We start from the raw sequence: 25,970 nt of genomic DNA on the forward strand, positions 1-25,970 counted from the left end.
GCGGGCAACGATGGCTGCGTTCGCCACTCATCGTTGGACACGATGCCGTGCGCAGCCTAGCGTCCTCCTTGCACCGGACACTCGGGTCGACAGCGGGGAGAGCAGCGGTGGCGGCACAGCGGACGCAGCAACGGGTTCAGGACTTCTGCGCGCGGTTCGGGCTGCGCGTGCCGATCCTGGAGGCTCCGATGGCCGGTGCCTGCCCGCCCGAGCTGGCGATCGCGGTGGCCGAAGCCGGTGGGATGGGTGCCAACGGCGTGGTGCTCGACCAGCCCGACCGCATCGGCAGCTGGATGGAGCGGTTCCGCGCCGGGACGAACGGCCCGTGCCAGCTCAACATCTGGATCCCGGACGAGCCGGTCGACGCGCCGGAGCGGCAGCAGGCCGCGGAGCGGTTCCTGGCCGGTTTCGGCACCCCGGGCGCGGCAGGGGCGCCGAGCCCGGTCTTCGCCGAGCAGTGCGAGGCCATGCTGGCGGCCCGACCAGCGGTGATCTCCTCGATCATGGGACTGTTCGACCCCGACTTCGTCGAACGCCTGCACCGCGCGGGCATCGCGTGGTTCGCCTGCGCGACCACCCTCGCCGACGCCCTGGCCGCCCAGGAGGCTGGTGCGGACGCAGTCGTCGCCCAGGGCATGGAAGCCGGTGGGCACCGCGGCAGCTTCGACCCGCAGGCCGCCGAGCGGACCGATGTCGGCCTGTTCGCCCTGCTCCCGCACCTGGTCGACCACCTGCGAGTCCCCGTGATCGCGGCGGGCGGCATCGCCGACGGCCGCGGTGTGGCCGCAGCGCTGGCGCTCGGCGCGAGCGCGGTCCAGGTGGGCACCGCGCTGCTGCGCTCCCCCGAGGCGAACATCAACGAAGACTGGTCCGCCGCGCTGGACGGACTCCCACCGGAGCGCACGGTCACCACCCGCGCCTACAGCGGCCGCCTCGGCCGCGCGGTGCCCACCCCGTTCGTAACGGCGTGGGCAGACGACGGAGCTCCGGCACCCGCGCCCTACCCCGTGCAGCGACGCCTGGTGGGCCAGTGGCGCAAGGGCGACGCGCCCGGGGTCGACCGGGTCAACTACTGGGCGGGCCAAAGTGCAGCCCTGGCCCGGGAAGCACCGGCGGGCGAGATCATCGAGCGCATGTGGGCGGACGCCCGCGAACTCCTCGCCTGACCAACACAACCTGCGGCACTGCTCTCACCTGGAGGATCCGTCGAGAACGACGGTAATTTCGGGCTCTCCTGTCGCATCTGCGGGCGTCTGGGGAGGCGGTACCGGAGGATCAGTGGTGATATCCGGGTTGGGTTGGGGAGGATTGGTGCCGTGAGGTGGGGGGGTTGGGTTTGGGTTCAAAGCGGTGGGTGGTTGCGTTGGGTGATGCGATTTCAATCGAAATTGGCTGCGTTGCGGTTCTTGACGGAGCCCGCGGTGGCGAGGTGCGCCAATCTCAATCGAAATCGCGCCCCTCACCGCTGCGCCCAAGGTCGTGATACCGGGACCCGAGTGACTGCGAGCAGGGCCGTCGGCGGAGCCAGGGCGCTGATCGCACGGCCGTCGTTCCGGTGGTGGGTGCGGAGATTTCTCTCGAAATCGGCTTCGGTGCTAACTGGAGGTTTCGTCGAGACGGTGCCGATTTCGTGAGAAATCGCGCCCGACCGGCAACGTCACCAAAAGGTGGATCCGCCTCCGCAGGGAACCGAGGCTCCTCAGGACAAGCCCCGCTCACCACCGATCCCCCAGCCTCGATCAGCTGGCCAGCGGTTCCACCGTGATGCGGTCGGTGATGTCGCCGAGCACACGGTGGTCGAGCGTTCCCGCGACCGGCGCCGCAGCCGCGGCTGCCGACCACGCGACGGCGTTGCGCAGCCGCTCGGGCCAGGGTTCGCGGCGCAGGATGCCCGCGGCGAGGGCCGCCACCGCCGCATCACCGGCACCCGTCGGATTGCCGCTCACCGCGTGAGGGGGCTTCGCGCGCCAGAGCCCTTCCTCGGTGGACGCGAGCAGCCCGTCCGGGCCGAGGGAGACGATCACCGCCGCCGCGCCGCGGTCGCGCAGGTGGCGGGCTCCGGTGATCGGGTCGTGCTGCCCCGTCGTTTCGCGGAGTTCGGCGGCGTTGGGCTTGACCACGTCCGCCCCTGCTTCTGCGGCGGCGAGCAGCGCGGGACCCGTGGCGTCGACGATCGCGGGGACCGACCGGGCGTGGGCGTCGCAGACCAGTTCCGCGCAACTGTCCACAGTGCACCCCGGCGGCAGGCTCCCCGAGCACACGAGCACCGAGGCCTCGGGCAGCCGCGTGCCGATGAGGTCCCTGAGCCGCTGCCAGTCCGCTTCTGCCAGGTGGTTGCCGGGTTCGTTGAACAGGGTCGCCTCGCCCGACGGGTCCTCCTCGGCGACCACCGCGACGGTCCGGCGGGTCGGGCCGGGCACCGGCAGCAGGAGGTGCTCGATCCCCGCCGCGGTCAGGTCGTCGCGGATCGCGTCGCCGCGCGCGCCGCCGACTGGCGCGGTCACGAGCGTGCGGAGGCCCTGGTCGTGCAGCACCCGGCTGACGTTGAGGCCCTTGCCACCGGCCCGCTCGTGGACGCTGCGGACGCGGTGCGAGGTCCCGGGGCGGACGTGCGCCACCCGGTAGCTGACGTCCAGCGCCGGGTTCGGGGTGACGGTGATGATCACGGCCGCAGGACTCCGAGCAGCCGCGCGGTTTCCGCCGCGAGGGCCTTCTTCCCGGCGCCGAGGTACTTGCGCGGGTCGACCAGCTTCGGGTTCTCCGCCAGCACCTCCCGCACCGGCTCGGTGAAGGCCTTGTTCAGGTGCGTGGAGATGTTGATCTTCGTCATGCCGCTGCGGATCGCGGTGCCCAGATCCTCGTCGGACACGCCGGACGAGCCGTGCAGCACCAGCGGAACGTCCAGCGCTTCGCCCAGCCGCCGGATCAGGTCGAAGTCGAGCGCGGCATCGCGCGTCAGCATCGTGTGCGAGGTGCCGACCGCCACCGCCAGCGCGTCCACCCCGGTGGCGGCCACGTAGTCGACGGCCTCGCCCGGATCGGTCCGAGCGCCCGGGGCGTGGACGCCATCCTTGCCGCCGACCTCGCCGAGCTCGGCCTCGACCCAGAGCCCGGCGTCGTGGCAGCGGGCCGCGACCGCGCGGGTGCGGGCCACGTTCTCCTCGTAGCCCTGCCTCGAGGCGTCGAACATCACCGAGCCGAACCCGAGCTCGATCGCCTCGTCCACCAGTTCCTCGGACTCGGCGTGGTCCAGGTGCACCGCCACCGGCACCTCCGCCTTGCGGGCGCGGGCCAGCGTCGCGCACGCGATCGGTTCCAGCGCGCCGTGGTAGCGCGCGCAGTTCTCGCTGATCTGCAGCACCACCGGGGCACCCGCGCGCTCCGCTCCGGCCACCAGGGCGTCCGCGTGCTCGAGCCCGATGACGTTGAACGCACCGACCCCGAGACCGCCGCGGACGGCGGCCTCGACGACGCTGCCCGTGCCGACCAAGGGCATGACTGCTACCTCTCTTCCGTGCGGTTGATGACCGGATTCCGGTGCTCCAGCAGGTCGGCGGCGAGCAGCGCCGCCCCCAGGCTTCCCGCGCGGTCACCGAGCTCGGCGGGCACGACCTCCGGCGCGCTGGCCAGGGACCAGTCCGCTGCCAACCGGCGCGCGAGCGGGTCGAACAGCAGCGGCCCGGCCTGCGACAGACCACCGCCGACCACCACGACCTCCGGCGCCAGCAGCGCGGTGAGCCAGATCAGCGCGTGCCCCAGCGCCTCGACGGCTTCGTCCCAGACCTCGGCGGCGGCCGGGTCCCCGCCCTCGACGAGCCGCGCGACGTCCGCCGCTCCCGCAACCGGATTCCCGGTCCGCTCCCGGTAGCGCTGGCCGATCGCGCCCGCGGAGGCGACGGCCTCCAGCCGGACCCGCTGACCGCGGACCTCGACGGGCACCTGCCCGACCTCCCCCGCGTACCCGCCTCCGGAGTGCACCTGGCCGCTGCGCACGTGCGCCGCCGAAACACCTGTGCCGACGGGGAGGAACACCGCGTCCGCCGCTCCCCTCGCCGCGCCGGAGCGGTGTTCCGCCAGCGCTCCGGCCCGGACGTCGTGGCCGAAGGCGACCGGCAGTCCGAGCCGCGCCCCGAGGAGCGGGGCGAACGGCACGTCCGACCACCCCAGGTTCGCTGAAAGCACCGCAACACCGCGGGTTTCGTCGACGATCCCGGGAACCACGAGGCCCACGGCGACCGGCGCGGCGTGTTCGGCGAGCTCACCGACGAGCGAGCAGGTCAGGTCCAGCACCCGCTGGGCCGTGTCCGACGCCCGCGGCGGTGTCGCGCCGCGCCGCTGCGCCAGCACCTCTCCCGAGGCGTCCAGCAGGACCGCTTTCGTCTCGGTCCCGCCGACGTCGACACCGACCACGGGACCGCGCAGGCCCTCGGTCACACCTCGTCCAGGACGATCGACCGGGTCAGGTTGCGCGGGTGGTCCGGGTCCAGCCCGCGCTTGGCGGCCGCGGCCACCGCGACCCGCTGCGCCAGCACCAGGTGCGCCATCGGATCGCGCTGCCCGCTGCCGAGGAAGTCCGCGCCCGCCGCGGCCACCTCGTCGGCGAGCCCGGTCGGCGGCTCGCCGAACATCCAGGTCGCGCGGCCGGGTTCGGCGATGCTGATCGGGCCGTGCCGGTACTCCATGGCCGGGTAGGCCTCGGACCACAGGCCTGCGGCTTCCCGCACCTTCAGCGCCGCCTCGTGCGCCAGGCCGACCGTCCAGCCCCGGCCCAGGAAGGTGATCTGCTCGGCCGCCGGGAGCGCGCCGAGCTCGACGTCCAGCACCGCGCGGGCGTCCGCGACGGCCCCGGTCAGGTCCTCCCCCAGCGAGGCCCGCAGCAGGGCGAGCGCGGTGGTCGCGAAGCGGGTCTGCACCACGGACTGCTCGTCGGCGAACTCCAGCGCGACCAGCTCGTCGCAGGCCTCCGCGACGGGCGCGGTGGGAACCGCGGTGATCGCCACCGTGGGAACTGTCCCCCGCAGTCGCCGCAGGAGTTCGAGGACCTCGGTGGTGGTGCCCGAGCGGGTGATCACCAGCACGCGGTCGTAGGACCGGCCGACCGGCATCTCGGAGGCGGGGAAGGCGTCCGTCTCACCGTGACCGGCGGCCTCCCGCAGGGCCGCGCAGGCCATGGCCATGAACCAGGACGTGCCGCACCCTGCCACGGCGACCCGCTCGCCGCGCGCGGGCAGCACCCCGGCCACCTCCCGGGCCAGCTCCGATGCGCGCGACCAGCACTCCGGCTGGCTGTCGATCTCGCCGTCCACGAGGTATCCGCCAGACGCCATCAAGTCCTCCCAGACCCGTCGTTCTCCCGCGGCGAGCGCCGCCGCCCGCCAGTTCGCCAGCCTAGATGCACAAAAGTGATTCAACAAGGATCGATTCAATCAACATCGATCACAAGATCTTCACGCCCGCCCTCGGAACCGCCGCCGGGGAAAAGCCGCGCGTGACACGTCGAGCACGCGAAGTCACGGTCCCGCGTCGGCGTTCGACCAATGCACCCGGAGGTAGTGACAGGCGCCACGAGGCGCGTTAATAATGACCCAACTTGCATGAAGTTGCTCTATATATCCGGTTAACGAGCAGCCATGCGCAAAGGTTGAGGAGAGCGACAGATGGCGCAGAAGCTCCGGAGGCGGCTGGTGCTCGCTGCCGGGATGTGCCTGGTGCTGCTGGCGGGCTGCGGTGCGCACGACACCGACGCCGGGCGGGTGCTGCGGGTCGCGCAGTACCCGGACCCGGACGAGCTGAACTCGCAGCAGGACTCGGGCAGCCAGGTCTACATGGGACTGTGCGAGCCGCTGACCGGGCTGGGGATCGCCGACGCCGGTGACGTCCGGATGCGCGGTGCCGAGCGCGTCGACACCGCCGACGGTCTGGTGTGGACGATCAAGCTCCGCCCCGGCCGGACCTTCCAGAACGGCGAGCCGATCACCGCGCAGACCTACGCCGACACCTGGAACGCCGTCGCCTACGGGCCCAACGCGTACAAGGCGAGCTCCACCTTCAGCGTCATCGACGGCTACGCCGAGCTCAACGAGGACCAGCCGACGCGCGACACCCTGCGCGGGCTGGAGGTGGTCGACGACCTCACCCTGCGCGTCACGCTCCGCCAGCCCGACTACGACTTCCCGAAGATCATCGCCTCCTACAGCGCGTGCCCGATCCCGGAGGAGGGACTGGCCGATCCGACCGGCTACTCCCAGGCCCCGATCGGCAACGGCCCGTACCAGTTCGTCCGCTGGGACCGCAACGAGCGCATCGTGCTCAAGCGCTGGCACGGCTACCAGGGCGAGGTGCCGCCGGGCGCGGCCGAGGAGATCCACTTCAAGATCTACCAGTCCCAGGACACCGCCTACCGCGACGTGCAGGCCGGTCAGCTCGACGTGCTGCGCAACCTGCCCGGCGGGCTGCTCGACGACGCCCGCAACCAGCTCGGCGACGAGGGCCTGTTCGCGATCCCGCAGCAGCGGCAGATCACCCAGATGCTGATCCCCGAGTACGTCGAGTCGCTGCGCGATCCGCGGCTGCGCAAGGCCATCTCGCTGTCGATCGACCGCGACGCGATGGCCAACGCCCTGCTGCGCGGCTCGGCGACGCCCGCGCGCTCCCTGATCGTCGAAGCGGTCGGCCCCGCCTACCGGGCCGACGCGTGCGAGGCCTGCCGGTACGACCCGGAGCGGGCGCGCCAGCTCGTCGCGGAGGCCGGTGGCTTCAAGGAACCGGTGGTCATCTGGTACTCCAACACCGGCGGTGGCGGCGGCACCGAGATGTCCCAGATCGCGCTGGCCATCGCCAACGCGCTCCGGCAGGAGCTGGGGGCCGAGGTCGAGCTGCGGCCGGTGCTGCCCGCGCAGCTCAAGCAGGCGCAGAACAGCGGCACGCTGACCGGTCCGGCGCTGAGCCTGTGGGGCGACATCTACCCCAGCCCCGACCAGTACCTGGGCATGTTCCGCGAGGGCGGCGACGGCAACGAGTACACGCAGTACGACAACCCGGCCGCCGACGAGCTGATCGCCAAGGCGCTGGGCAGCGGCGACGAGCTGGAAGCCGCCGGGTACTGGCAGCGCGCCGAGGACCTGATCCTCGACGACATGCCCGGAATCCCGCTGTACTACCCGGCCATCTACGCCGCGCACACCCCGTGCGCCACGCCGGGCACGCTCGGCGGCGACCTCCAGTACTACCTGACCGCGTTCGAGTGCGGCCCCGGCCGCGAGGAGTGAGGCCGCATGCTCGGATACCTCGTCCGCCGCGTCGCGGCGATGCTGCCGGTGCTGTTCGGCGTGACGTTCCTGATCTTCGCGCTGGTGTACGCGATGCCCGGGGACCCGATCGCCGCGCTGGCCGGTGACCGCCCGCTGCCTCCCTCCACCGTGGAGGCCCTGCGCGAGCGGTACCACCTGGACGAACCGCTGATCACCCAGTACCTGCTGTACATGGGCGGGCTGCTGCGGGGCGACTTCGGCACCGACTTCTTCGACCGGCCGGTGCTGGACATGATCGCCGAGCGGTGGCCGACCACGCTGCAGCTGGCGCTGACCGCCTGGGTGCTCAAGCTGCTGATCGGCCTCGCGGTCGGCATCTTCGGCGCGCTGCACCGCGGCCGCACCGGCGACCACCTGGCGCTGGCGTTCACCGTGCTGTTCGTGGCGCTGCCCGGGTTCGTGATCGCCTTCCTGGCGCAGCTGGTGCTCGGGCTGAAGCTGGAGTGGTTCCCGATCGCCGGGATCGCCGAGGGCTGGCCGCAGAGCTTCCTCCTCCCGGCGCTGGTGGTGGCGCTGGAGGCCGCCGCGCCGCTCGCGCGGCTGACCAGGTCGAGCCTGGTCGACACGCTGAGCGCGGAGTTCATCCGGACGGCGCGGGCCAAGGGCGCCTCGCCGGGCCGCGTGGTGTGGGGGCACGCGCTGCGCAACTCGATGATCCCGGTGGTCACCTACCTCGGGCTCAGCCTGGCGGCGATGCTCGGCGGCGCCGTGATCGTCGAGAGCGTTTTCAACCTGCCCGGCATCGGCGGCCTGCTGGTGCAGGCGGTGCAGACCCAGCAGGGCACCATCGTGGTCGGCGTGGCGACCTTCATCATCCTGATCTACCTGCTGGTGAACCTGCTCGTGGACATCAGCTACGGCTTCATCGACCCGAGGGTGCGCAATGGCTGACCGAACCGACCTCTCCCCCGCCCCGACCGCGCCCCGCCGGAGGTTCACCCTGGTCGGGCGGCTGCCGAAACCGCTGCGCGCACCGCTGTTCGCGGTGGCGGCGCTGATCGCCGCCGGGTACGTGCTGATGGCCGTCTGGCCGAGCCTGTTCACCTCCGCCGACCCGGTGCACTGCGAGCTGCGGCTCAGCGGCGCGGGTCCGGCGCCGGGCCACCCGTTCGGCTTCGACATGCAGGGCTGCGACTACTTCGCCAACGTCGTGCACGGCGCCCGGCCGTCGATCGCGATCGGCCTGATCGTCACGGTGGTCACCTTCGCGATCGCCGCGGTGCTCGGCGCGCTGGCCGGGTACTTCGGCGGTGTGGTCGACGGCGTGGTCTCGCGCATCGCCGACGTGGTGTTCGGGCTGCCGATGATCATCGCCGCGATCGTGGTGCTCAACCTGTTCGAGGACCGCACGGTCTGGACGGTCAGCCTGGTGCTGATCGTGTTCAGCTGGCCCGGCGGCATGCGCTACATGCGCGGCTCGGTGCTCGAGATCCGCAACCTGGAGTACGTGCAGGCCGCGCGCGTGCTCGGCGGCAGCCACCTGCGCATCCTCGGCACGCACATCGCGCCGAACGCGCTGACCTCGCTGATCGTCCTCAAAACTCTGGAGATCGGCGGCATCATCGCGGCCGAGGCGGCGCTGACCTTCCTCGGCATCGGGCTGCAGCCGCCCGCGATCTCGTGGGGGCTGCAGCTGTCCACCGCCCAGGCCCAGTGGCAGGCCAGCCCGCACCTGCTGCTCTACCCCGCCCTGTTCCTGACCGGCGCCGTGCTGGCGTTCGTCGTCCTCGGCGACAGCCTGCGGGAGAGCCTCGACCCGAAGGGAAAGCGATCATGAACGCCCCGGCCGACCGGCGCGCGGTCCTCGACGTGCGCGGCCTCAGCGTCGACTTCCACACCCCCGCAGGCCGGTTGCATGCCGTCCAGGACGTCAGCTTCTCCGTCGGCGCGGGCGAAACCCTCGCCGTGCTCGGCGAATCGGGCTCGGGCAAGAGCGTCACCGCGCAGGCCATCATGGGGATCCTGGACACCCCGCCGGCCGAGGTCGTCGGCGGCACCGTCGAACTCGGCGGCCAGGACCTGCTCGCGCTGTCCGACCGGCAGCGCCGCGCGGTGACCGGATCGCGGGTGTCGCTGATCTTCCAGGACGCGCTCACCGCGCTGAACCCGGTGCAACCGGTGGCCAAGCAGATCGGCGAGCTGTACCGGCTGCACCGCGGCGCGACGCGGCGGCAGGCCTGGCAGCGGGCGGTGGAGATGATGGACCGGGTGCGGATCCCGGCGGCGGCCAGCCGCGCCGGGGACTACCCGCACCAGTTCTCCGGCGGGATGCGCCAGCGCATCCTCATCGCGATGGCGCTGGCGCTGGACCCGGACGTGGTGATCGCCGACGAGCCGACCACCGCGCTGGACGTCACCGTGCAGGCCCAGATCCTCGACCTGCTCGCCGAGCAGCAGGCCGAGCGCGGGCTGGCGCTGGTGCTGATCACCCACGACCTCGGGGTGGCGTCCCGGATGGCCGACCGCGCGCTGGTCATGTACTCCGGGCGGGTCGTCGAGCACGGGCCGATCCGCGAGCTGTTCACCGCGCCCGTGCACCCCTACAGCCGGGGGCTGGTCGCGTCCATCCCGCGGCGGTCGCACCGCGGCGGTCCGCTGCCCGCGATCGGCGGTCTGCCGCCGAGCCTCGCCGAACGTCCCGCGGGATGCGCGTTCCACCCGCGCTGCGGCATCGCGCGCGAGCAGTGCGAATCGGTCGAGCCGGAACTGCTGCTGCTGGACGACGGCAGGCAGACCCGGTGCCACTACTGGGCGGAGGTCTCGTCGTGACCGAGCAGATCCTCGACGTGCAGGACGTCACCAAGCACTACCGCAAGCGCGGCGGCGGCCGGTTCGGGCTCGGCTCCGCCACCGTCAAGGCGGTCGACGGGGTGAGCCTGCAGCTGCACAAGGGCGAAGCGCTGGGCATCGTCGGCGAGTCCGGGTGCGGCAAGTCCACGCTGACCCGGCTGCTCACCGCGCTGGAGAAGCCCACCAGCGGGCACGTCCGCTACCGGGGCACCGACGTCCACCGCGCGAAGGGCGCCGAGCGGACCCGGATGCGCCGCAACATCCAGATGGTGTTCCAGGATCCCTACGCCTCGCTCAACCCGCGCAAGACCGTCGGTTCGATCCTGGCCGAGCCGTTCCGCATCCACCGCGACGCGGTGCCCGGGACGGGGCTGCGGCCGCGGCTGGAGCAGCTCCTCGAGCAGGTCGGCCTGCGACCGGACCACCTCGACCGGTACCCGCACGAGTTCTCCGGCGGCCAGCGCCAGCGCATCGGCATCGCCCGCGGCATCGCGCTGAACCCGGAGGTGCTGATCTGCGACGAACCGGTCTCCGCGCTCGACGTCTCGGTTCGCGCGCAGGTCCTCAACCTGCTCGCCGAACTGCAGCGCGAGCTGTCGCTGACGGTGGTGTTCATCGCGCACGACCTCGACGTGGTGCGGCACTTCTGCGACCGGATCGCCACGATGTACCTGGGGCGGGTGGTCGAGGAGGGCGACTGCGACGCGGTCTACGACCACCCCGCGCACCCGTACACCCGGGCGCTGCTCTCCGCGATCCCGCGCCCAGGCTTCGACGACGAACCGGAGCAGGAGCGCATCGTCCTCGAAGGCGACCCGCCGTCGCCGATCGCACCGCCACCCGGCTGCCCGTTCCACACCCGCTGCTGGATGGCCCGCCCGGACTGCGCGACCACCGTCCCAACAGGACACGACCTGGGCGAGGGCCACGTCTCGCACTGCCACTTCGCCCCCGAAGTCGCCCTCGCCGACCCCGCGAAGCGCTGACCACCGCTCCCCGGCCCGCGTGAGGTCGTGAGTGCGTAACAGTGTTCCAGCGCTGTTTCGCACTCACGACCACTGCAGCACACAACGACCCGCATGACCGTGTGACGACCTGCAGGTCCTGCGGCGAGTTCTCGGCGCGGCCCGACGCACGTTCGGTTGTTCCTGCGGGTGACTTCCGCGATTTCAGTGAGGTTTTTCCAACCTCGTTCTGCGTGGCGGTGCCGGTGGCGGAACCTCAGCGCCCGCCTGGACTCCGGGTGCCCTGACTGATATATGACCCGATACACGGCGTCAGGGCCGTCCTCGCCGGAAGGAACCCCAGAGGGGTGGGCACCGTGAACCCGCGGCGGTGCAAGCTGCGAGGGTGGGCTATGCGCCTGCGGCGCATGCGACACCTTGCGATCGGTGCCGGACGCCCTTCGCGGCTGCGGTCCACGGACAGGATGAACAAGTTCAATGGAAATCGGACCTCCGATTTCCATTGAAATCGCGGAACTCCGGGCAGGACAAGCCGATCCGCACGTGTCCAGCTGATGATCGACCGGTGATTCGCTCGCGACGTCGGCCTGTCGCGCCCGCCGAGGGCGGCGGGCGCGGCACCGGTCAGGAACGGCCGGGCTTCTCGAAGTGGTCGAGCAGCGCGGTGTCGGGCGGGGTCACCTCGACCGGAATTCCGCCGTTGCAGAGGGATTCCGTCGCCGCGCAGCCGGTGGCGACCGCTTCCCGGGCCGCGATCGGCGAGGTGACGGTCGGGACGTCGGCGCGCACGAACTCCAGGAACTCGGCCACGATGCGCGGGTCGGCGCCGCCGTGCCCGCCGCTGGCGCGCTCCACCTCCACCACCCGGTCGGCCTCCGGGGCGTAGCCGCGGTGCCTGCGGTTCCACACCTTGACCACCGCTCCGTCGCCGTCGCCGAAGTTCTCCAGGCGGCCCTCGGTGCCGATCACGGTGTAGTTGCGCCAGTAGTCCGGGGTGTAGTGGCACTGCTGGTAGCTGGCCAGCACGCCGTTGTCCAGCTGCAGGTTGACCAGGTTCAGGTCCTCGACGTCGACCACCGGGTTGAGGCCGGTCTGGCTCAGCGGCGGCCAGTTCCGCTCGTACTCGGCCCAGTCGTGGCCCGTCTTGTAGGTCTCCTGCGCGTTGCGGTCGGTGATGTCGCCGTAGACGGTCAGGGCGCCCATCGCGTTGACGCGCCTGCTGTAGCCGTCGGCCAGCCAGTGCAGGACGTCGATGTCGTGCGCGCCCTTCTGCAGCAGCAGGCCGGTGCTCTTGCTCCGGTCGGCGTGCCAGTCCTTGAAGTAGAAGTCGCCGCCGTGCCCGACGAAGTGGCGGCACCAGATCGACTTCACCCCGCCGATCGCGCCGGAGGTGATGAGGTCGCGCATGGTGCGGATCACCGGCATGTGCCGCATGTTGTGCCCGACGTAGAGCTTGCCGCCGGTGCGCTGCGCGGCGGCCAGGACGCGGTCGCAGCCCTCGGCGCTGATCGCCAGCGGCTTCTCCAGGTAGACGGCGACCCCGGCCTCCAGGCAGCGGATCGCGTGCTCCTCGTGCAGGTGGTCGGGGCTGACCACGAACACCGCGTCCAGCTCGCACGCCAGCAGCTCGTCGAGCGTGCTCGTCCGCCGGACGTCGCCGTCGTAGCGCTGCGCGGCGGCCGCGGCGCGCTCCGGGTCCGGATCGCAGACCGCGACGATCCGCGACCCCGCACCGGGCTGGTGGGCGTGATCGGCGATGCCCACCCGGAGCCCGCACCCGAGCACACCTGTCCTGAGGTCCATGAGTCACCTTCCCGCACGGCCACGCACACCGAGACTGCACATGTTTGTCACAAGCTGATTGTTTGCAGCTTATATCGATCACTTACGTGCAATCCACCCTATGTTCTCCGCCCCTACCCGCACCAGGCCAGGCGGTGTCGTCGGCGGCCAGCCAGGGCTCGTCCGCCGCGGCGGCCGGGGTGGTGCCGGTGAACGCGCGGACGTCGTGGTGCAGGTGGGACTGGTCGGCGTAGCCGCCCTCCGCAGCCACCTGCGCGGGGCCGTGCCCGCGAACCAGCCGGTGGACGGCGCGGTCGAAGCGGACCAGCATGGCGGCGCGCTTCGGGGTCAGGCCGATCTGCGCGCCGAACCGCGACCACAGGCGCTGCCGACTCCACCCGGTCCGGTCCGCGAGATCCCGCACCCGCGCCCGACCACGGCTGGCGATGATCTGCCGCCACACCCAGGCCACCTCGGGCTCGACCTCCCGGCCCGCACGAAGCCGACCGGACAGCTCCGCGTCGATCAGGGCGAACCGCTCCTGCCAGGACTTCGCCTGGTTCAACCGCTCCCGCAACCGCAGCACGTCCGAACCCCACAGGTCGTCGAGACCGATGACGTTCCCCCGCAGCTCTGAGAGCGGGAGTCCGAGCACGGGATGCGCGACGAGCGGGGACAGCCGGATCTGAACGCACGCGATGCCCTCGGCGCGCACTCGGAAGGCACCGAAGGCGAGCCCGGCCGCCAGGCTCCCCGCCCGCGTCCGGCCGGTCTCGCCGTGGATGTCGAACGTGCGGTCGCCGAACTCGACGCCCACGGTGACGGCCGGGTGCGGGATGGCCCGGATCCCGACCGGGCCGCGGATGCGGAACCCCGCCATGTCGACCCCGGGCAGCGCGACCCGCGGCGGCCGCGCGATCTCCCAGCCAGCGGTGGGATCTGCCGTTCGTCGCACGCATCGAACGTACCGAGCGGCGCGGACATTTCTCCAAGACCCGCCGCGCCCGCAGCGGAAAAGTGGTGCCCCGCAACGACGAACGGAGGCCCTGTGAACAAGACGATCACCCCGCGCGCTCGCCGCCGGTGGATCGCGGTGCTGACCGCGGGCGGGCTCGCCGCCCTGCTCGCGTGGAACTCGGTGGCGGTGCGCGGGGAAACCGCCGAAGCCACCGGCGAGCAGATCGTGCGCCTGCCCGGTGGGGACATCCACGTCGTGCAGAGCGGTCCGTCCGACGCACCCGCGGTGGTCCTGCTGCACGGCCTGGCCGGTTCGACGACGTGGTGGGAACCGGTGCTGCCAGCGCTCCGAGACCTGCACGTAGTACGGGTGGACCTGCTCGGGCACGGCACATCGGCGAAACCGACCACCGGCTACGGCATAGCCGAGCAAGCCGACCGGGTGGGTGCGGTGCTCGATCGGCTCGGAGTGCGCCGAGCGACCGTCGTCGGTCATTCCACCGGCGGCGCGGTCGCCACGTCGCTGGCCGAGCGACGCCGCGACCTGGTCGCCGCAGTCGCCCTGATCGACAGCGGCCCGCGCGCGGACGCGTTCCTCGGCGAGAGCATCGCCGCCGACCTCATGACCACCCCGGTGGTGGGCGAGCTGCTCTGGCGACTGCGCACCGATGGCATGCTCCGCAACGCGCTGAGCACCGCTTTCACCCGCGATGTCCGGATCCCCGAGCAGCTCGTCACCGACGTCCGGGGCATGACCTACCGCGGCCTCACCGCGACCGACGAGGCGGTCGACGAGTTCCTGGCGGAACGGCAGCTCCCCGACCGGCTCGCCGCCGCGGACCTGCCGACCCTGGTTCTCTTCGGAGCCCAGGACCGGCGGTGGCAGCCCTCGTCCGCGCAGGACTACCGCCGGATCCCCCGCGCTCAGATCGAGATCCTCGACGGCGTAGGCCACACCCCCATGTTCGAGGCCCCGGACATCACCGGCGCCGTCCTGCGCGATTTCGCCGAGACCGCTCCGCGCTGATGCGGGAGAATCCGCCGGGAAAGCAGCCGATCGGAGAGGCGAAGAATGCGCATCGACCTCAGCGGGAAGACAGCCCTCGTCACCGGATCCTCGGCGGGCATCGGTTTCGCCATCGCGCGCGGTCTCGCCGCGGCCGGGGCCGACGTCGTCGTCAACGGCCGCACGGAGCGGACCGTCACCGACGCCGTCGACCGGATCCGCCAGGAGGTCCCGGAGGCGGTGGTCCGCGCGGCCGCGGCCGACGTGACCACCGAGGACGGTGCCAGCCGGGTCGTGGAGCTGGCCGGAGACGTCGACGTCCTGGTCAACAACCTCGGGATCTTCGGCGCGACCCCGGCGCTGGAGATCACCGACGACGACTGGCGGCGCTACTTCGAGGTCAACGTCCTCGCCGCGGTGCGGCTGACCCGCCTGCTGCTGCCCGCGATGGTCGACCGGGGCTGGGGGCGGGTGCTCAACATCGCCAGCGACTCCGCCGTCGTCATCCCCGAGGAGATGATCCACTACGGGATGAGCAAGACGGCGCTGCTGTCCGCCTCCCGCGGTTTCGCCAAGGCCGCCGCCGGAACGGGCGTGACGGTCAACTCGGTCATCGCCGGTCCGACCCACACCGGTGGTGTGGAGGACTTCGTCTACCAGCTCGTCGACCGCTCCCTGCCCTGGGAGGAGGCGCAGCGCGAGTTCATGCGCGCGAACCGGCCGCAGTCGCTCCTGCAGCGGCTGATCGAACCCGAGGAGATCGCCAACATGGTCGTCTACCTCGCCTCCCCGCTCGCCTCGGCGACCACGGGCGGGGCCGTGCGCGTCGACGGCGGCTACGTCGACTCGATCCTGCCCTGACCGGCGCATCAGATCCCGAGGCGCACCACCGCCGCGATCAGCGCCAGCAGCCCGGCGGCCATGAGCACGGCACTTGCGACCGCCCGCAGCTCGGGTCGACGGGTCACCGCCCACACCAGCAGGAGCCCGGTGGCCAGCACCGCGCCCAGGACGCACACCCCGCCCCACCCGGCTCGGGCGTGGACCGCCCCGGCCAGGGCCAAGCCGATCGCGCCACCGGCGAAGTAGCACGTCATGTACGCGGAGGTGATGCGCCCGCGCGCTTCCGGGCGCAGCGCGTAGATCAGCGACTGGTTGGCGATGTGCACGCCCTGGTGCGCCAGGTCCAGCAGGACGATCCCGGCGATCAGCAGGACCAGGTGGTGCGCGCCCAGCAACAGCAGCCCCCAGGACGCGATCAGCGCGACCGCGCCGACGATCGTGGTGTGCGTCGTCAGTCCGCGGTCCGCCAGCCTCCCGGCGAGCTGCGCGGCGACAGCACCCGCGGCGCCGAACAGGCCGACCAGCCCGATCTCGTCCTCCGACCAGCCGAAACCAGGTCCGGACAACAGGAAGGCCAGCGAGGTCCAGAGCACGCTGAAGCAGGCGAAGGCCAGCATCCCGATCACCGCGCGCACCCGCAGGACCGGCTCCTCGACCAGCAGCCGGGCGGTGGAGCGGATCAGCTCCGGATAGCTCGACGCCGCGGTTCCCCGGAACTGCGGGAGCGCGCGGTGCAGGACCGCGGTGAGGACGAGCATGGCCAGCGCGGCAACCCAGTAGATCGTCCGCCACCCCCCGGTGGTGGCCAGCGCTCCGGACGCGGTGCGGGCGAGGAGCATGCCCAGCACCAGACCGGTCATCACGGTCCCGACGACCCGGCCGCGCTGGCGCGGCGAGGCGAGGTCCGCGGCGAACGGCACGAGGATCTGCGCCGTGACCGACAGCAGACCGGTCAGCGCGGTACCGACCAGCAGCAGGGCGCCGTTCGGGGCGATCGCGGTCAGCACCAGCGAGATCGACGTCGCCAACGTCAACCCGCACACCAGGCGACGGCGTTCCAGCAGATCGCCCAGCGGCAGCAGGAGCACCAGCCCCAGCGCGTAACCGACCTGGGCGACCGTGACGACGAGCGACGCCGACGTGGCAGTCATGCCCAGGTCGCGGGCGATGGTGTCCAGCAGCGGCTGGGCGTAGTAGTTGGCCGCCACGCACAGACCGACGGCGGCTGACATGAGCAGGACCGTGCCGCGCCCCGGGCCGTCGGCGGTGCGCGGGCGGACCTTCGGTGCGGCGTTGTGGAGCGGCGGCTGCTGAGCAGCGGAGGGAGCCACGGCTTTCCTTCCGGGAGTTCCGATGGGTGGGCTCGGTGCTGGTCGGATCCGGCCTCGCGCCGATGCTCTCCCGGTTCGCATCCATCGTTCCAACAGGTTGTTGCCATGGAACCGATCGGGGATCACGATGGATGGGTGGAACTCCGCCAGCTCGCCTACGCCGTCGCGGTCGCCGAGACCGGCAGCTTCACCCGGGCCGCGCAACGCTGCTTCGTCGTCCAGTCCGCGCTCAGCGAGCAGATCGCCCGGCTGGAGAGCGAGCTGGGTGTCCGGCTGTTCGAGCGCACCAGCCGCCGCGTCCAGATCACCCCGGCCGGTGAGGGGTTCCTGGGACCGGCCCGGGAGGCGCTGGCCGCTGCCGAGCGCGCCCGCAGCGAAGCGGTGGCCCGCAGCAGCGAGATCCGGGGCAGCCTGGTCATCGGCAGCATCGCCCCGCTCACCGCGGTGAACCTGCCCGACCTGCTGGCCGCCTACCGGGAGAGGCACCCGGCGGTTCGGGTGACCTTGCGCTCCTCCCTGGTCAGGGACCAGCTGCAGCAGGTCCGCGAGCGCACCTGCGACGTCGCCTTCGTCGACATCGGTCCGGGTGAGCTCCCGCGCGGGTTCGCCGGGCGCGTGCTCCGCAACGACGACCTCGTCGCCATCGTCCCGCGCGGCCACCGGCTGGCCGGGGCCGCCGAGGTCACGCCCGCGCAGCTGGCGGAGGAGGACATGGTCGACATGCCCCTCCGCTCCGGCATCCGGGGCCACAACGACGCCGCGTTCGCCGCGGCCGGGGTCACCCGCAACGTGGCCTTCGAGGCCGACACCACGGCGATGCTGGAACAGCTCGTCGCGCGCGGCCTGGGGCTCGGCGTGGTCTTCGCCGCCGTCGCCGCCCGGATGCCCACCGTGGACAGCGTTCCGACGGTCGGGATCGCACCGCGCACGGTCCAGGCGGTGTCGCTCGCGTCCGGCATCTCCCCCGCCGCGCGGGCGTTCCTGGAGCTGCTGGACGAACAGCGGTGATCTGGCAGCGCCCGCTCGGAACCCCGAGTGGCGGCGCGGATTCCACGAGCACGTCCTGACGACCGGCGCACACACCTATGAGGCGCGCGCAACTATCTGCCACATCACAATACGCATCGTTTGAAATAGTCCGCGTGTGCAACTATTGTCGACGCCTGTAAGTCACACACGCATCCAGGCAGGAAGGCCTCGACATGCCTCTCGCGCTCCTGGCCCTGGCCATCGGGGCCTTCGGGATCGGCACCACCGAGTTCGTGATCATGGGGGTGCTCCCGCAGGTCGCCGGGGAGTTCGGCGTCAGCATCCCGGCCGCCGGGTGGCTGGTGTCCGGCTACGCGCTCGGCGTCCTCATCGGCGCACCGATCCTCACCGTCCTGGGCACCAAGGTGTCCCGCAAGAAGATGCTGCTGTTCCTGATGGGCGTCTTCATCGTCGGCAACGCGCTCTCGGCCGCCGCCCCCGCCTTCGGCGTCATGCTCATCGGCCGGATCGTCGCCTCGTTCGCGCACGGCGCGTTCTTCGGCATCGGGTCGGTGGTCGCCGCCAGCCTGGTCGCCCCGGCCAAGAAGGCCTCGGCCATCTCGCTGATGTTCATGGGGCTGACCGTCGCCAACATCGTCGGCGTCCCCGGCGGCACCTACGTCGGACAGGTCTTCGGCTGGCGGGTCACCTTCGGCATCGTCGCGCTGCTCGGCGTGGTCGGGCTCCTCGGCGTCGCCGCGCTCGTCCCGGAGCAGGGCAAGCCCGAGGCCGCGAACATCCGCACCGAGTTCGCCGCGTTCCGCAACGTGCAGGTCTGGCTCGCCATGGCGATGACCGTCCTGGGCTACGGCGGCGTGTTCGCCGCGATCACCTACATCGCACCGATGATGACCGATGTCGCCGGCTACTCCGCGGGCGGCGTGACCTGGCTGCTCGTGCTGTTCGGCATCGGGATGTTCCTGGGCAACCTGCTCGGTGGCAAGTTCGCCGACAAGGCCCTGATGCCCATGCTGTTCGTCACGCTCGCGGCCCTGTCCGGCACCCTGCTGCTGTTCACGGCCACCGCGCACAGCCAGGTCCTCGCCGCGATCACCCTGCCCGTCATCGGCGCCCTGGGCTTCGCGACCGTGCCGCCGCTGCAGAAGTGGATCCTCGACCAGGCCTCCGCAGCGCCGACCCTGGCCTCCGCGGCCAACATCGGCGCCTTCAACCTCGGCAACGCCCTCGCCGCCTGGCTCGGCGGTGTCGTGATCGCCGCCGGGTTCGGCTACACCTCGCCCAACTGGGTCGGGGCCCTGCTCGCCGCCACCGCGCTGCTGCTGTCGTTCCTCGCGGCCTTCCTCGACCGCCGCACCCGGGCAGCCGCAGCCGCCCCGGCGACCGAGCACGCCGAGCCGGTCACCGCCCAGCACTGACCCGATCCGCAAAGATCACGAGGAGTTCCGCACCATGGTTCCCAACGTCACCCTCAACAACGGCATCGAGATCCCGCAGCTCGGCTTCGGCGTCTTCCAGGTACCGGACGCGGAGACCACGGCCGCCGTCGCCGCCGCCCTGGAGGCCGGATACCGCTCCATCGACACCGCCGCGATCTACGGCAACGAGGCCGGTGTCGGCCGCGCCATCGCCGATTCGGGCATCCCCCGCGACGAGCTGTTCATCACCACCAAGCTGTGGAACGACGACCAGGGCTACGACTCGACCCTCGCGGCCTTCGACAGCAGCCTGGCCGAGCTCGGCCTGGACCACGTGGACATGTACCTCATCCACTGGCCCACCCCGGCCCGCGACCGGTACCTGGACACCTGGAAGGCCATCGAGAAGCTGGTCGCCGACGGCCGCGTCCGCGCCGCCGGTGTGTCGAACTTCCAGCCGGCGCACCTGCGGCGGCTGATCGACAACAGCTCGCTGGTCCCAGTGGTCAACCAGGTCGAGCTGCACCCCGGCCTCCAGCAGCGCGAGTTGCGCGCCCTGCACGCCGAGCACGGGATCGCCACCGAGGCCTGGAGCCCGCTGGCCCAGGGCGCGATGCTGGGCGAGAGCACGCTGACCGACATCGCGGAGCGGCACGGCAAGTCGCCCGCCCAGGTCGTCATCCGCTGGCACCTGCAGCTCGGGAACATCGTGATCCCGAAGTCGGTCACCCCGGCCCGCATCCAGCAGAACATCGACGTCTTCGACTTCGCCCTGTCCGAGGACGAGATGACCGCGATCGCCGGCCTCGACCGCGGCCTGCGCACCGGCCCGGACCCCGACACCCTGAACTGACCGCCCGTCGGGGAGGCCGCACGGTCCGTGCGGCCTCCCCGACGCTGCCCCGCAGGAAACACGATGCCTTCCGAACCCACCGCGCTGGACCGCCTCGTCGGCCCGACCGGCCTGCCGACGCTCGGTCTCGAGCTCCCGCTGGACAACGACTGGGGTGAGACCCGGCTCCGCACCGATCGCGCTGACGGCCGCCCCTTCGGCGTTCCGGACCTGTCCGAACACGCCCGCCTGGCCCAGCTGGCCGACGACCTCGGCTTCGCCGCCCTGTGGGTGCGGGACGTCCCGCTGTACGACCCGGTCCAGTTCGGCGACGCGGGTTCGGTCTTCGAGACCTTCACGCACCTGGGCCACCTGGCGGCCATCACCGAACGCGCGGTGCTCGGCACCGGCGCGGTCGTACTGCCCCTGCGCCAGCCCTGGCTGGTCGCCAAGGCCGCCGCCACGGTCGACGTGCTGTCCGGAGGACGGTTCGTGCTCGGCCTGGCCAGCGGTGACCGGCCGGTCGAATATCCCTTGTTCGGCCTGGACTTCCACGCCCGCGGAGCCGCGTTCCGCGAAGGCGTGGAGATCCTCCGCGCAGCTTGGGCACGACGCTCCCCTGGCGAGGGCATCGATCTCCCGGACCTCGGGTTGACCGCCGACCGGCGGCTCGAAGTGCTGCCCAAGCCGACCGGTTCGACGATCCCGATCGCCATCGCCGGTAGCGCGCAGCAGCCCGCCGAGTGGATCGCCGAGAACGCGGACGCGTCCCTCAACTACCCCCGTCAGCTGGGAGCGCTGCGCAAGAAGACAGCCGAGTGGCGGCAGCTCACCGGGAGTGCCGCCAAGCCGTACCTCACCCCGATGCAGCTCGACCTGCTCGACGACCCGACCGCCGAGGCCACCCCGCTCCGACTCGGCGTGCGGACCGGCCGGCTGGCCCTCATCGAGCAGCTGCGCGCGATGGGTGAGCTCGGCGTCGCGCACGTCTCCTTCAACATCCGTCCCGGAGACCGCCCCGCCGAAGACGTGCTCGAGGAGCTGGCGCACGAGGTGCTGCCGCACTTCCCCACCAGCTGAAGGACGGCGCTGAATCGTCCATCGCGGACAGAATCCACGATGGACGATTCGGTTCGCTACTCGGCGCTGCGCGTGCCGAGAACGGTGGTGCGGAAGGAGGTCACCACGGGACGCAGGTCGATGTGGTGCCATGCGGCCCACAGCTGGACACAACCGTCGTGCCAAGGGAGTTCGCGCACCTCGATGTCCTCCGTGGTCGCACTCGCCATGCTCTTCGGCACCAGCGCGAGCCCGAGCCCGGAGGCCACCAGCCCGAGCGCGGTCAGCGGTTCCGCGGCGTCGAGGCGGATGTCCGGCGTGAAACCCGCCGCGGCGCAGGATGCGACGAAGGCGTCCCGCCAGGCGGGGTCCTGGGCGTTCTCGATCGCGATCCACGGCAGGCCGTCGAGGTCACCGGGCGCGATTTCCGCCTTGCCGACGAGCGGATGCTTCGCAGGCACGGCGAGCAGCAACGGGTCCCGGAACAGCGGCGCGGCCACCAGGTCCGGGTCGTCCGCGGGCGGCGGCTGGTGGACGAGTGCGATGTCCAGGCTGCGCTGCCGCAGTCCTTCGAACTGCGCGCCGGGCGAGAGGTTGTACAGCGCGATGTGCACGTCCGGCTGTGCGTCGTGCAGCGCGCGCAGCGCACCGGGGAGGATTCCGGTGTGGATGGCGTCGGCGACGTAGCCGATGCACAGGCCGCCTTCCTCGCCGCGGCCGAGCCTGCGGCCCAGGTTCTCCAAGCGGTCGGCGTGCTGCAGCAGCGCGCGGGATTCGACCAGGAACACCTGGCCGTCCCGGGTGAGCCGGATTCGCTGCTGGGAGCGCTCGAAGAGCGTGAGTCCCAGGTTCTTCTCCAGCTGCGCGATCTGCCTGCTGAGCGGCGATTGCGAGATGTGCAGCCGCTCGGCGGCGACGAGTGGGTCGCCGCCTACGAGTCCGCTCGCACCGGCGCCTTCCGCGTCCTGCAGAAGCTGCGCGACGAAGGCGTCATCAAGGGCTGGGGCCTGGGCGTCAACAAGGTCGAGCCGCTGGAGATGACGCTCGACCTCGACGAGCCGAAGCCCGACGGGTTCCTGCTCGCCGGCCGCTACACGCTGCTCGACCACGACCGCGCCCTGCAGCGCCTGCTGCCCGCCGCCGAGGCCCAGAGCGTCGACATCGTCGTCGGCGGCCCGTACAGCTCCGGCATCCTCGCGGGCGGCCAGCACTTCGAGTACCAGAAGGCCCCCGCCGCGATCGTCGAGAAGGTGGAGCGCATCAAGTCGCTCGCCGCGCAGCACGGCACGAGCATCAAGGCGGCGGCACTGCAGTTCTCCCTCGCCCACCCCGCCGTCGCCGCGACGATCCCCGGCGCCACGCGACCGAGCCGCATCGCCGAGGACGTCGCCGCGCACGCCGAGTCCGTCCCGGCGGAGTTCTGGACCGCCCTGCGCGCGGAAGGACTCGTCGCGCAGAACGCCCCCGTCCCCCACGCCTGATCCCGGGACCGGTGCCCGCCCGCTCCGGCGGGTGGGCGCCGACCGGGAACTCGGCCGGGAAAGTCCGAAATGGACCACTCGCACCGACAGCGCCGCTTTCGCTCAGCCCGGGAATCCGCTGCGGCCAACGGGTTCAAGCACTCCGTCCGGCGGCGCATACTGCTGGACGCCCGGCGACGGCGACCAGTTCGGGGGTGCGAATGGCCGAGATCCACGACTTCGAGCGCAACGACTCGAAGCTCCGGCGCGACCTGTCCGTGCAGCAGCTGCTGTTCATCTCGATCGGTTCCATCATCGGGTCCGGGTGGCTGTTCGCGGTGCTGTCCGCCGGTGCCGTCGCCGGGCCCGCGGTGATCGTGTCGTGGGTGCTCACCGCGATCCTGATCTCGTTCCTGGCGCTGAACTACGCCGAGACGGGTTCGATGCTGCCGCGCAGCGGCGGCGTCGCGCGGTACCCGTACCTGACGCACGGCGGCTACCTCGGGTTCCTGCTGAGCTGGTCGATGCTGCTGGGCGGGGTCACCACGGTGGCCATCGAGGCGCTGGCGGTCGTGCAGTACGCCGCCGGTTACGTCGCGACCTGGACCGGTGTCGAGCTGACCGCCCAGGGCGACGACGGTTCCACGCTGACCGGGACCGGTCGCGTGGTGTCGGTCGTGGTGATGCTGCTGTTCTTCTGCGTCAACGTCTTCGGCGTCCGGTTCTTCGGCAAGTTCAACCAGTGGGTGAGCTGGTGGAAGCTGATCGTCCCGGTGCTGACGTTCGTGCTGCTGTTCGCCGTCTTCGACGGGTCGAACTTCACCGGCCAGGGCGGATTCGCACCGCAGGGCTGGGGTGCGGTGTTCAACGCCATCGCCGTCTCGGGGATCGTGTTCGCCTTCCAGGGCTTCCGCGAGGGCGTCAACTTCGGCGGCGAGGCGCGCAACCCGCAGCGCGACATCTTCATCGCCACGGTCGGGTCGGTGGCCATCTGCGCGGTCATCTTCGTGCTGCTGCAGGTGGCCTTCATCGGCGCCCTGGACTGGGGCTCGCTGGGCATCGCGCCGGGCGACTGGGCCGGGTTGGAGGGCAGCCGCTGGGCCGACCAGCCGCTCTACTCGGCGCTGGAGTCCACCGGCATCGCGCTGCTCGGCGCGTTCGGCGTGTTCCTGCTGATCGACGCGGCGATCTCACCGGCCGGTACCGGCTGGATCTACCTGGGCGACACCGCCCGCACCCTGTACGGGATGGCGCTGCACGGCAGCATGCCCAAGGCGTTCGCCCGGATCGGCGAGCGGACCCGGGTGCCGTGGCTGGGCATGGTCGCCTGCCTGGTGGCCGGGTGCGCGTTCTTCCTGCCCTTCCCGGGCTGGTACAAGCTGATCGGCTACACCTCGTCGACTGCCGTCATCACCTACCTCGCGGCGGCACCGCAGCTGCAGGTGATGCGCCGGGTCGCGCCCGGTGCGCCGCGACCGTTCTTCCTGCGCGGGTCGAAAGTGCTGTCCCCGCTCGGCTTCCTCGCCGCGAGCATGATCCTGTACTGGTCCGGCTACGAGGTGCTGCAGGGCGTGGTGGCCACCGTGCTGGTGGCGCTGCCGATCTACGCGCTCCACCAGGGGCCGCGCCAGGGCCGGATGCCGCTGGCCGCCGCCGGATGGCTCGGCGGGGTGTTCGGCGTGGTCTGGATCGCCACCCAAGTGATCGGTCCGCTCGGCACCGACAGCCTGCCGTTCCTCGGGTTCTGGCTGCTGTCCACCGCGGAGGTCCTCGGCTTCACCTGGCTGCTGTGGCGGATGAGCACCCTGGAGGGCCGCCGCGAGATCCGGGCGGCGAACTGGGCCGTCGCGCTGACGCTGGCGCTGTACCTGGTCTCCTACTACGGCGCCTACGGCGCGGTGGCCGAGCCGCTGCTGCCGTTCCCGTGGGACAGCGCCGTCGCGGCGGTGCTCGGCCTGATCGCCCACTACTGGGCGGTGGGCAGCGGATATTCGACGCAGGAGCTGCTGGCCAGCCTGCCCGCGGCGGACGATCCGGAAGGGGTGCGCAATGGTTGACGTCATCGTGGTGGGTGCGGGCGTGGTCGGGTCCAGCACCGCCTTCCACCTCGCCGAGAGCGGCGCGAACGTGGTGGTGCTGGATCCGGACCGGGGTTTCGGCGGGCAGACACCCCGTTCCGGGGCGATCATCCGCGACCACCACGCGACCGCGGTGGAAGCCGATCTGGCGTGGGAGAGCCTGACCGAGTACTTCGAGTCGTGGGCCACCCGGATCGGCGGGGCCTGCGGCTTCACCCGGACCGGATTCGCCTACCTCGCCGACGAGAACGATGCCGAAGCGGTCCGGGCCAACGTCGCCATGCTCCGGGCGCGCGGGATGCCCGACGAGCTGCTGACGCCGGATCAGCTGGGCGAGCTGGAGCCCGCCATCTCGACCGGGGCCATCAGCGTGGCGTCCTACGAGGAGCGCAGCGGCTACGCCGATCCGGCGGCCACCATCATCAGTCTTCAGCAGGCCGCCCAACGCCGCGGTGCGCGCTTCGAGCGGTTGCGGGTCTCAGCGCTGGTGGAGGATTCCGGGCGGGTCGCCGGAGTCCGCACCGAGGACGGTGCGCGGCGGGGCGATGTCGTCGTCCTCGCGACCGGCGCTTGGACACCGCAGCTGGCCGCGACCGCGGGCCTCGAACTGCCGATTCGCCCCGCTCGCATCCAGGTGATGCTCTACGAGCGCCCCTACGACCTCCCTACCCACCTGACGATGACGGACGTGGCCAACGACATCTACCTGCGCCCCACCGCGGACCGCTGCACCCTGGTCGGCCGCCACGCGCCGGAGCGCGAATGGCTGGACGGCCCGGACCCCGACTTCGGCGAGCCCGATGCGGACTTCGTCGCCGAAGGCCTGGTGCGGCTCGGCCGCCGGATCCCGGCGATGGCCGAAGCCCCGTACCGGCTGGGCCGCACCTGCGCGCTGGACATCACCCCGGACGGCCGTCCGATCCTCGGACCGTCGGAGGTGCCGGGCCTCCACCTGGCGGCGGGCTGGAGCGGCTCGGGCTTCGGCAAGGCCCCGGCGATCGGTGCGGAACTCGCCCGCTGGATCCTCACCGGCGCCCCGAAACGCCCCGAGCTCGAAACCTTCACCAACCAGCGCTTCACCACCGGCGACCTCATCCGCGGCGATCACGAGTACGGCGCCACCGGCCCGCACTGACACCTGATCCTGCGGCC

General features: G+C 71.6%; 23 protein-coding genes and 1 pseudogene. 15 read left to right on the top strand and 9 right to left on the bottom strand.

Annotation, left to right across the window (positions count from 1 at the left end):
- Positions 1-107 precede the first annotated feature (107 nt).
- Entirely contained in the window at positions 108-1,166 is a 1,059-nt protein-coding gene (locus F1721_RS09310) for an NAD(P)H-dependent flavin oxidoreductase (protein ID WP_246154587.1), read from the top strand.
- A gap of 573 nt (positions 1,167-1,739) precedes the next feature.
- On the opposite strand, the gene F1721_RS09315 is transcribed toward F1721_RS09310, so the two are convergent.
- From F1721_RS09315 to F1721_RS09330, 4 genes are read right to left on the bottom strand one after another with little or no spacing between them, the layout of a single operon-like run.
- Positions 1,740-2,666, bottom strand: coding sequence for a 1-phosphofructokinase family hexose kinase (locus F1721_RS09315; RefSeq protein ID WP_150066196.1), 927 nt, complete (start codon positions 2,664-2,666; stop codon positions 1,740-1,742).
- On the bottom strand, positions 2,663-3,496 hold the full coding sequence (locus tag F1721_RS09320) for a class II fructose-bisphosphate aldolase (protein ID WP_150066197.1): 834 nt from the start codon (positions 3,494-3,496) through the stop codon (positions 2,663-2,665). The genes F1721_RS09315 and F1721_RS09320 overlap by 4 nt, the downstream gene beginning before the upstream one ends.
- Positions 3,497-3,501: 5 nt before the next feature.
- The gene (locus F1721_RS09325) at positions 3,502-4,434 is read right to left on the bottom strand and encodes an ROK family protein (protein WP_246154588.1); all 933 of its coding nucleotides are present in this window, start codon (positions 4,432-4,434) and stop codon (positions 3,502-3,504) included.
- Positions 4,431-5,327, bottom strand: coding sequence for an SIS domain-containing protein (locus F1721_RS09330; protein ID WP_150066198.1), 897 nt, complete (start codon positions 5,325-5,327; stop codon positions 4,431-4,433). The genes F1721_RS09325 and F1721_RS09330 overlap by 4 nt, the downstream gene beginning before the upstream one ends.
- 330 nt (positions 5,328-5,657) lie before the next feature.
- Here F1721_RS09330 and F1721_RS09335 point away from each other — a divergent pair, with 330 nt between their 5' ends.
- Genes F1721_RS09335 through F1721_RS09355 form a run of 5 tightly spaced genes read left to right on the top strand, consistent with a single transcriptional unit; the run spans position 5,658 to position 11,086 of the window.
- Positions 5,658-7,268: a peptide ABC transporter substrate-binding protein gene (locus F1721_RS09335; RefSeq protein WP_150066199.1), complete on the top strand. Its 1,611-nt coding sequence runs from the start codon at positions 5,658-5,660 to the stop codon at positions 7,266-7,268.
- Positions 7,269-7,274: 6 nt separating this feature from the next.
- On the top strand, positions 7,275-8,201 hold the full coding sequence (locus F1721_RS09340; protein ID WP_150066200.1) for an ABC transporter permease: 927 nt from the start codon (positions 7,275-7,277) through the stop codon (positions 8,199-8,201).
- Positions 8,194-9,087, top strand: coding sequence for an ABC transporter permease (locus F1721_RS09345; RefSeq protein ID WP_150066201.1), 894 nt, complete (start codon positions 8,194-8,196; stop codon positions 9,085-9,087). The genes F1721_RS09340 and F1721_RS09345 overlap by 8 nt, the downstream gene beginning before the upstream one ends.
- Positions 9,084-10,079: an ABC transporter ATP-binding protein gene (locus F1721_RS09350; RefSeq protein ID WP_150066202.1), complete on the top strand. Its 996-nt coding sequence runs from the start codon at positions 9,084-9,086 to the stop codon at positions 10,077-10,079. The genes F1721_RS09345 and F1721_RS09350 overlap by 4 nt, the downstream gene beginning before the upstream one ends.
- Positions 10,076-11,086 (top strand): ABC transporter ATP-binding protein, encoded by a 1,011-nt coding sequence (locus tag F1721_RS09355; RefSeq protein ID WP_170301412.1) that lies wholly within the window; start codon positions 10,076-10,078, stop codon positions 11,084-11,086. The genes F1721_RS09350 and F1721_RS09355 overlap by 4 nt, the downstream gene beginning before the upstream one ends.
- Before the next feature lie 603 nt (positions 11,087-11,689).
- On the opposite strand, the gene F1721_RS09360 is transcribed toward F1721_RS09355, so the two are convergent.
- Together F1721_RS09360 and F1721_RS09365 are read right to left on the bottom strand one after the other, a co-directional pair.
- The gene (locus tag F1721_RS09360; protein ID WP_150066204.1) at positions 11,690-12,868 is read right to left on the bottom strand and encodes a Gfo/Idh/MocA family protein; all 1,179 of its coding nucleotides are present in this window, start codon (positions 12,866-12,868) and stop codon (positions 11,690-11,692) included.
- Between the two features lie 82 nt (positions 12,869-12,950).
- Positions 12,951-13,802, bottom strand: a complete 852-nt coding sequence (locus F1721_RS09365; protein ID WP_246154590.1) for a helix-turn-helix domain-containing protein — start codon at positions 13,800-13,802, stop codon at positions 12,951-12,953.
- Positions 13,803-13,895: 93 nt separating this feature from the next.
- On the opposite strand from F1721_RS09365, the gene F1721_RS09370 reads away from it, so the two are divergent.
- Together F1721_RS09370 and F1721_RS09375 are read left to right on the top strand one after the other, a co-directional pair.
- Positions 13,896-14,831 carry an alpha/beta fold hydrolase gene (locus tag F1721_RS09370; protein WP_150066205.1) on the top strand — a complete coding sequence of 312 codons (936 nt, stop codon included), beginning with the start codon at positions 13,896-13,898 and terminating at the stop codon, positions 14,829-14,831.
- Positions 14,832-14,876: 45 nt separating this feature from the next.
- Positions 14,877-15,671, top strand: coding sequence for an SDR family NAD(P)-dependent oxidoreductase (locus tag F1721_RS09375; RefSeq protein WP_150066206.1), 795 nt, complete (start codon positions 14,877-14,879; stop codon positions 15,669-15,671).
- A gap of 8 nt (positions 15,672-15,679) precedes the next feature.
- Here F1721_RS09375 and F1721_RS09380 read toward each other — a convergent pair whose 3' ends face one another.
- Positions 15,680-16,984 carry an MFS transporter gene (locus tag F1721_RS09380; protein WP_246154591.1) on the bottom strand — a complete coding sequence of 435 codons (1,305 nt, stop codon included), beginning with the start codon at positions 16,982-16,984 and terminating at the stop codon, positions 15,680-15,682.
- Between the two features lie 135 nt (positions 16,985-17,119).
- Here F1721_RS09380 and F1721_RS09385 point away from each other — a divergent pair, with 135 nt between their 5' ends.
- The 4 genes from F1721_RS09385 (at position 17,120) to F1721_RS09400 (ending at position 21,301) form a co-directional block, all read left to right on the top strand.
- The gene (locus tag F1721_RS09385) at positions 17,120-17,992 is read left to right on the top strand and encodes a LysR family transcriptional regulator (RefSeq protein ID WP_150066207.1); all 873 of its coding nucleotides are present in this window, start codon (positions 17,120-17,122) and stop codon (positions 17,990-17,992) included.
- 194 nt (positions 17,993-18,186) lie between these two features.
- Positions 18,187-19,389: an MFS transporter gene (locus F1721_RS09390; RefSeq protein WP_150066208.1), complete on the top strand. Its 1,203-nt coding sequence runs from the start codon at positions 18,187-18,189 to the stop codon at positions 19,387-19,389.
- A gap of 34 nt (positions 19,390-19,423) precedes the next feature.
- The gene (locus F1721_RS09395; RefSeq protein WP_150066209.1) at positions 19,424-20,242 is read left to right on the top strand and encodes an aldo/keto reductase; all 819 of its coding nucleotides are present in this window, start codon (positions 19,424-19,426) and stop codon (positions 20,240-20,242) included.
- 63 nt (positions 20,243-20,305) lie between these two features.
- The gene (locus F1721_RS09400; RefSeq protein WP_150066210.1) at positions 20,306-21,301 is read left to right on the top strand and encodes a TIGR03571 family LLM class oxidoreductase; all 996 of its coding nucleotides are present in this window, start codon (positions 20,306-20,308) and stop codon (positions 21,299-21,301) included.
- A 56-nt stretch (positions 21,302-21,357) separates the two neighbouring features.
- On the opposite strand, the gene F1721_RS09405 is transcribed toward F1721_RS09400, so the two are convergent.
- Both F1721_RS09405 and F1721_RS35605 read right to left on the bottom strand, forming a co-directional pair.
- Entirely contained in the window at positions 21,358-22,068 is a 711-nt protein-coding gene (locus tag F1721_RS09405; RefSeq protein ID WP_246154592.1) for a LysR family substrate-binding domain-containing protein, read from the bottom strand.
- Between the two features lie 60 nt (positions 22,069-22,128).
- Positions 22,129-22,182 (bottom strand): annotated as a pseudogene (locus F1721_RS35605) (hypothetical protein); the annotation flags it as partial.
- Between F1721_RS35605 and F1721_RS34955 the strand changes: the two are divergent.
- From F1721_RS34955 to F1721_RS09420, 3 genes are all read left to right on the top strand, one after another.
- Positions 22,177-22,761: an aldo/keto reductase gene (locus F1721_RS34955; protein ID WP_246154635.1), complete on the top strand. Its 585-nt coding sequence runs from the start codon at positions 22,177-22,179 to the stop codon at positions 22,759-22,761. The pseudogene F1721_RS35605 and the gene F1721_RS34955 overlap by 6 nt on opposite strands.
- Positions 22,762-22,961: 200 nt before the next feature.
- Positions 22,962-24,797 (top strand): APC family permease, encoded by a 1,836-nt coding sequence (locus F1721_RS09415; RefSeq protein ID WP_150066211.1) that lies wholly within the window; start codon positions 22,962-22,964, stop codon positions 24,795-24,797.
- Entirely contained in the window at positions 24,790-25,953 is a 1,164-nt protein-coding gene (locus F1721_RS09420) for an NAD(P)/FAD-dependent oxidoreductase (protein ID WP_150066212.1), read from the top strand. The genes F1721_RS09415 and F1721_RS09420 overlap by 8 nt, the downstream gene beginning before the upstream one ends.
- The last annotated feature ends 17 nt before the right edge of the window (positions 25,954-25,970 follow it).

This window comes from Saccharopolyspora hirsuta, from assembly GCF_008630535.1.
GTDB lineage: Bacteria > Actinomycetota > Actinomycetes > Mycobacteriales > Pseudonocardiaceae > Saccharopolyspora > Saccharopolyspora hirsuta.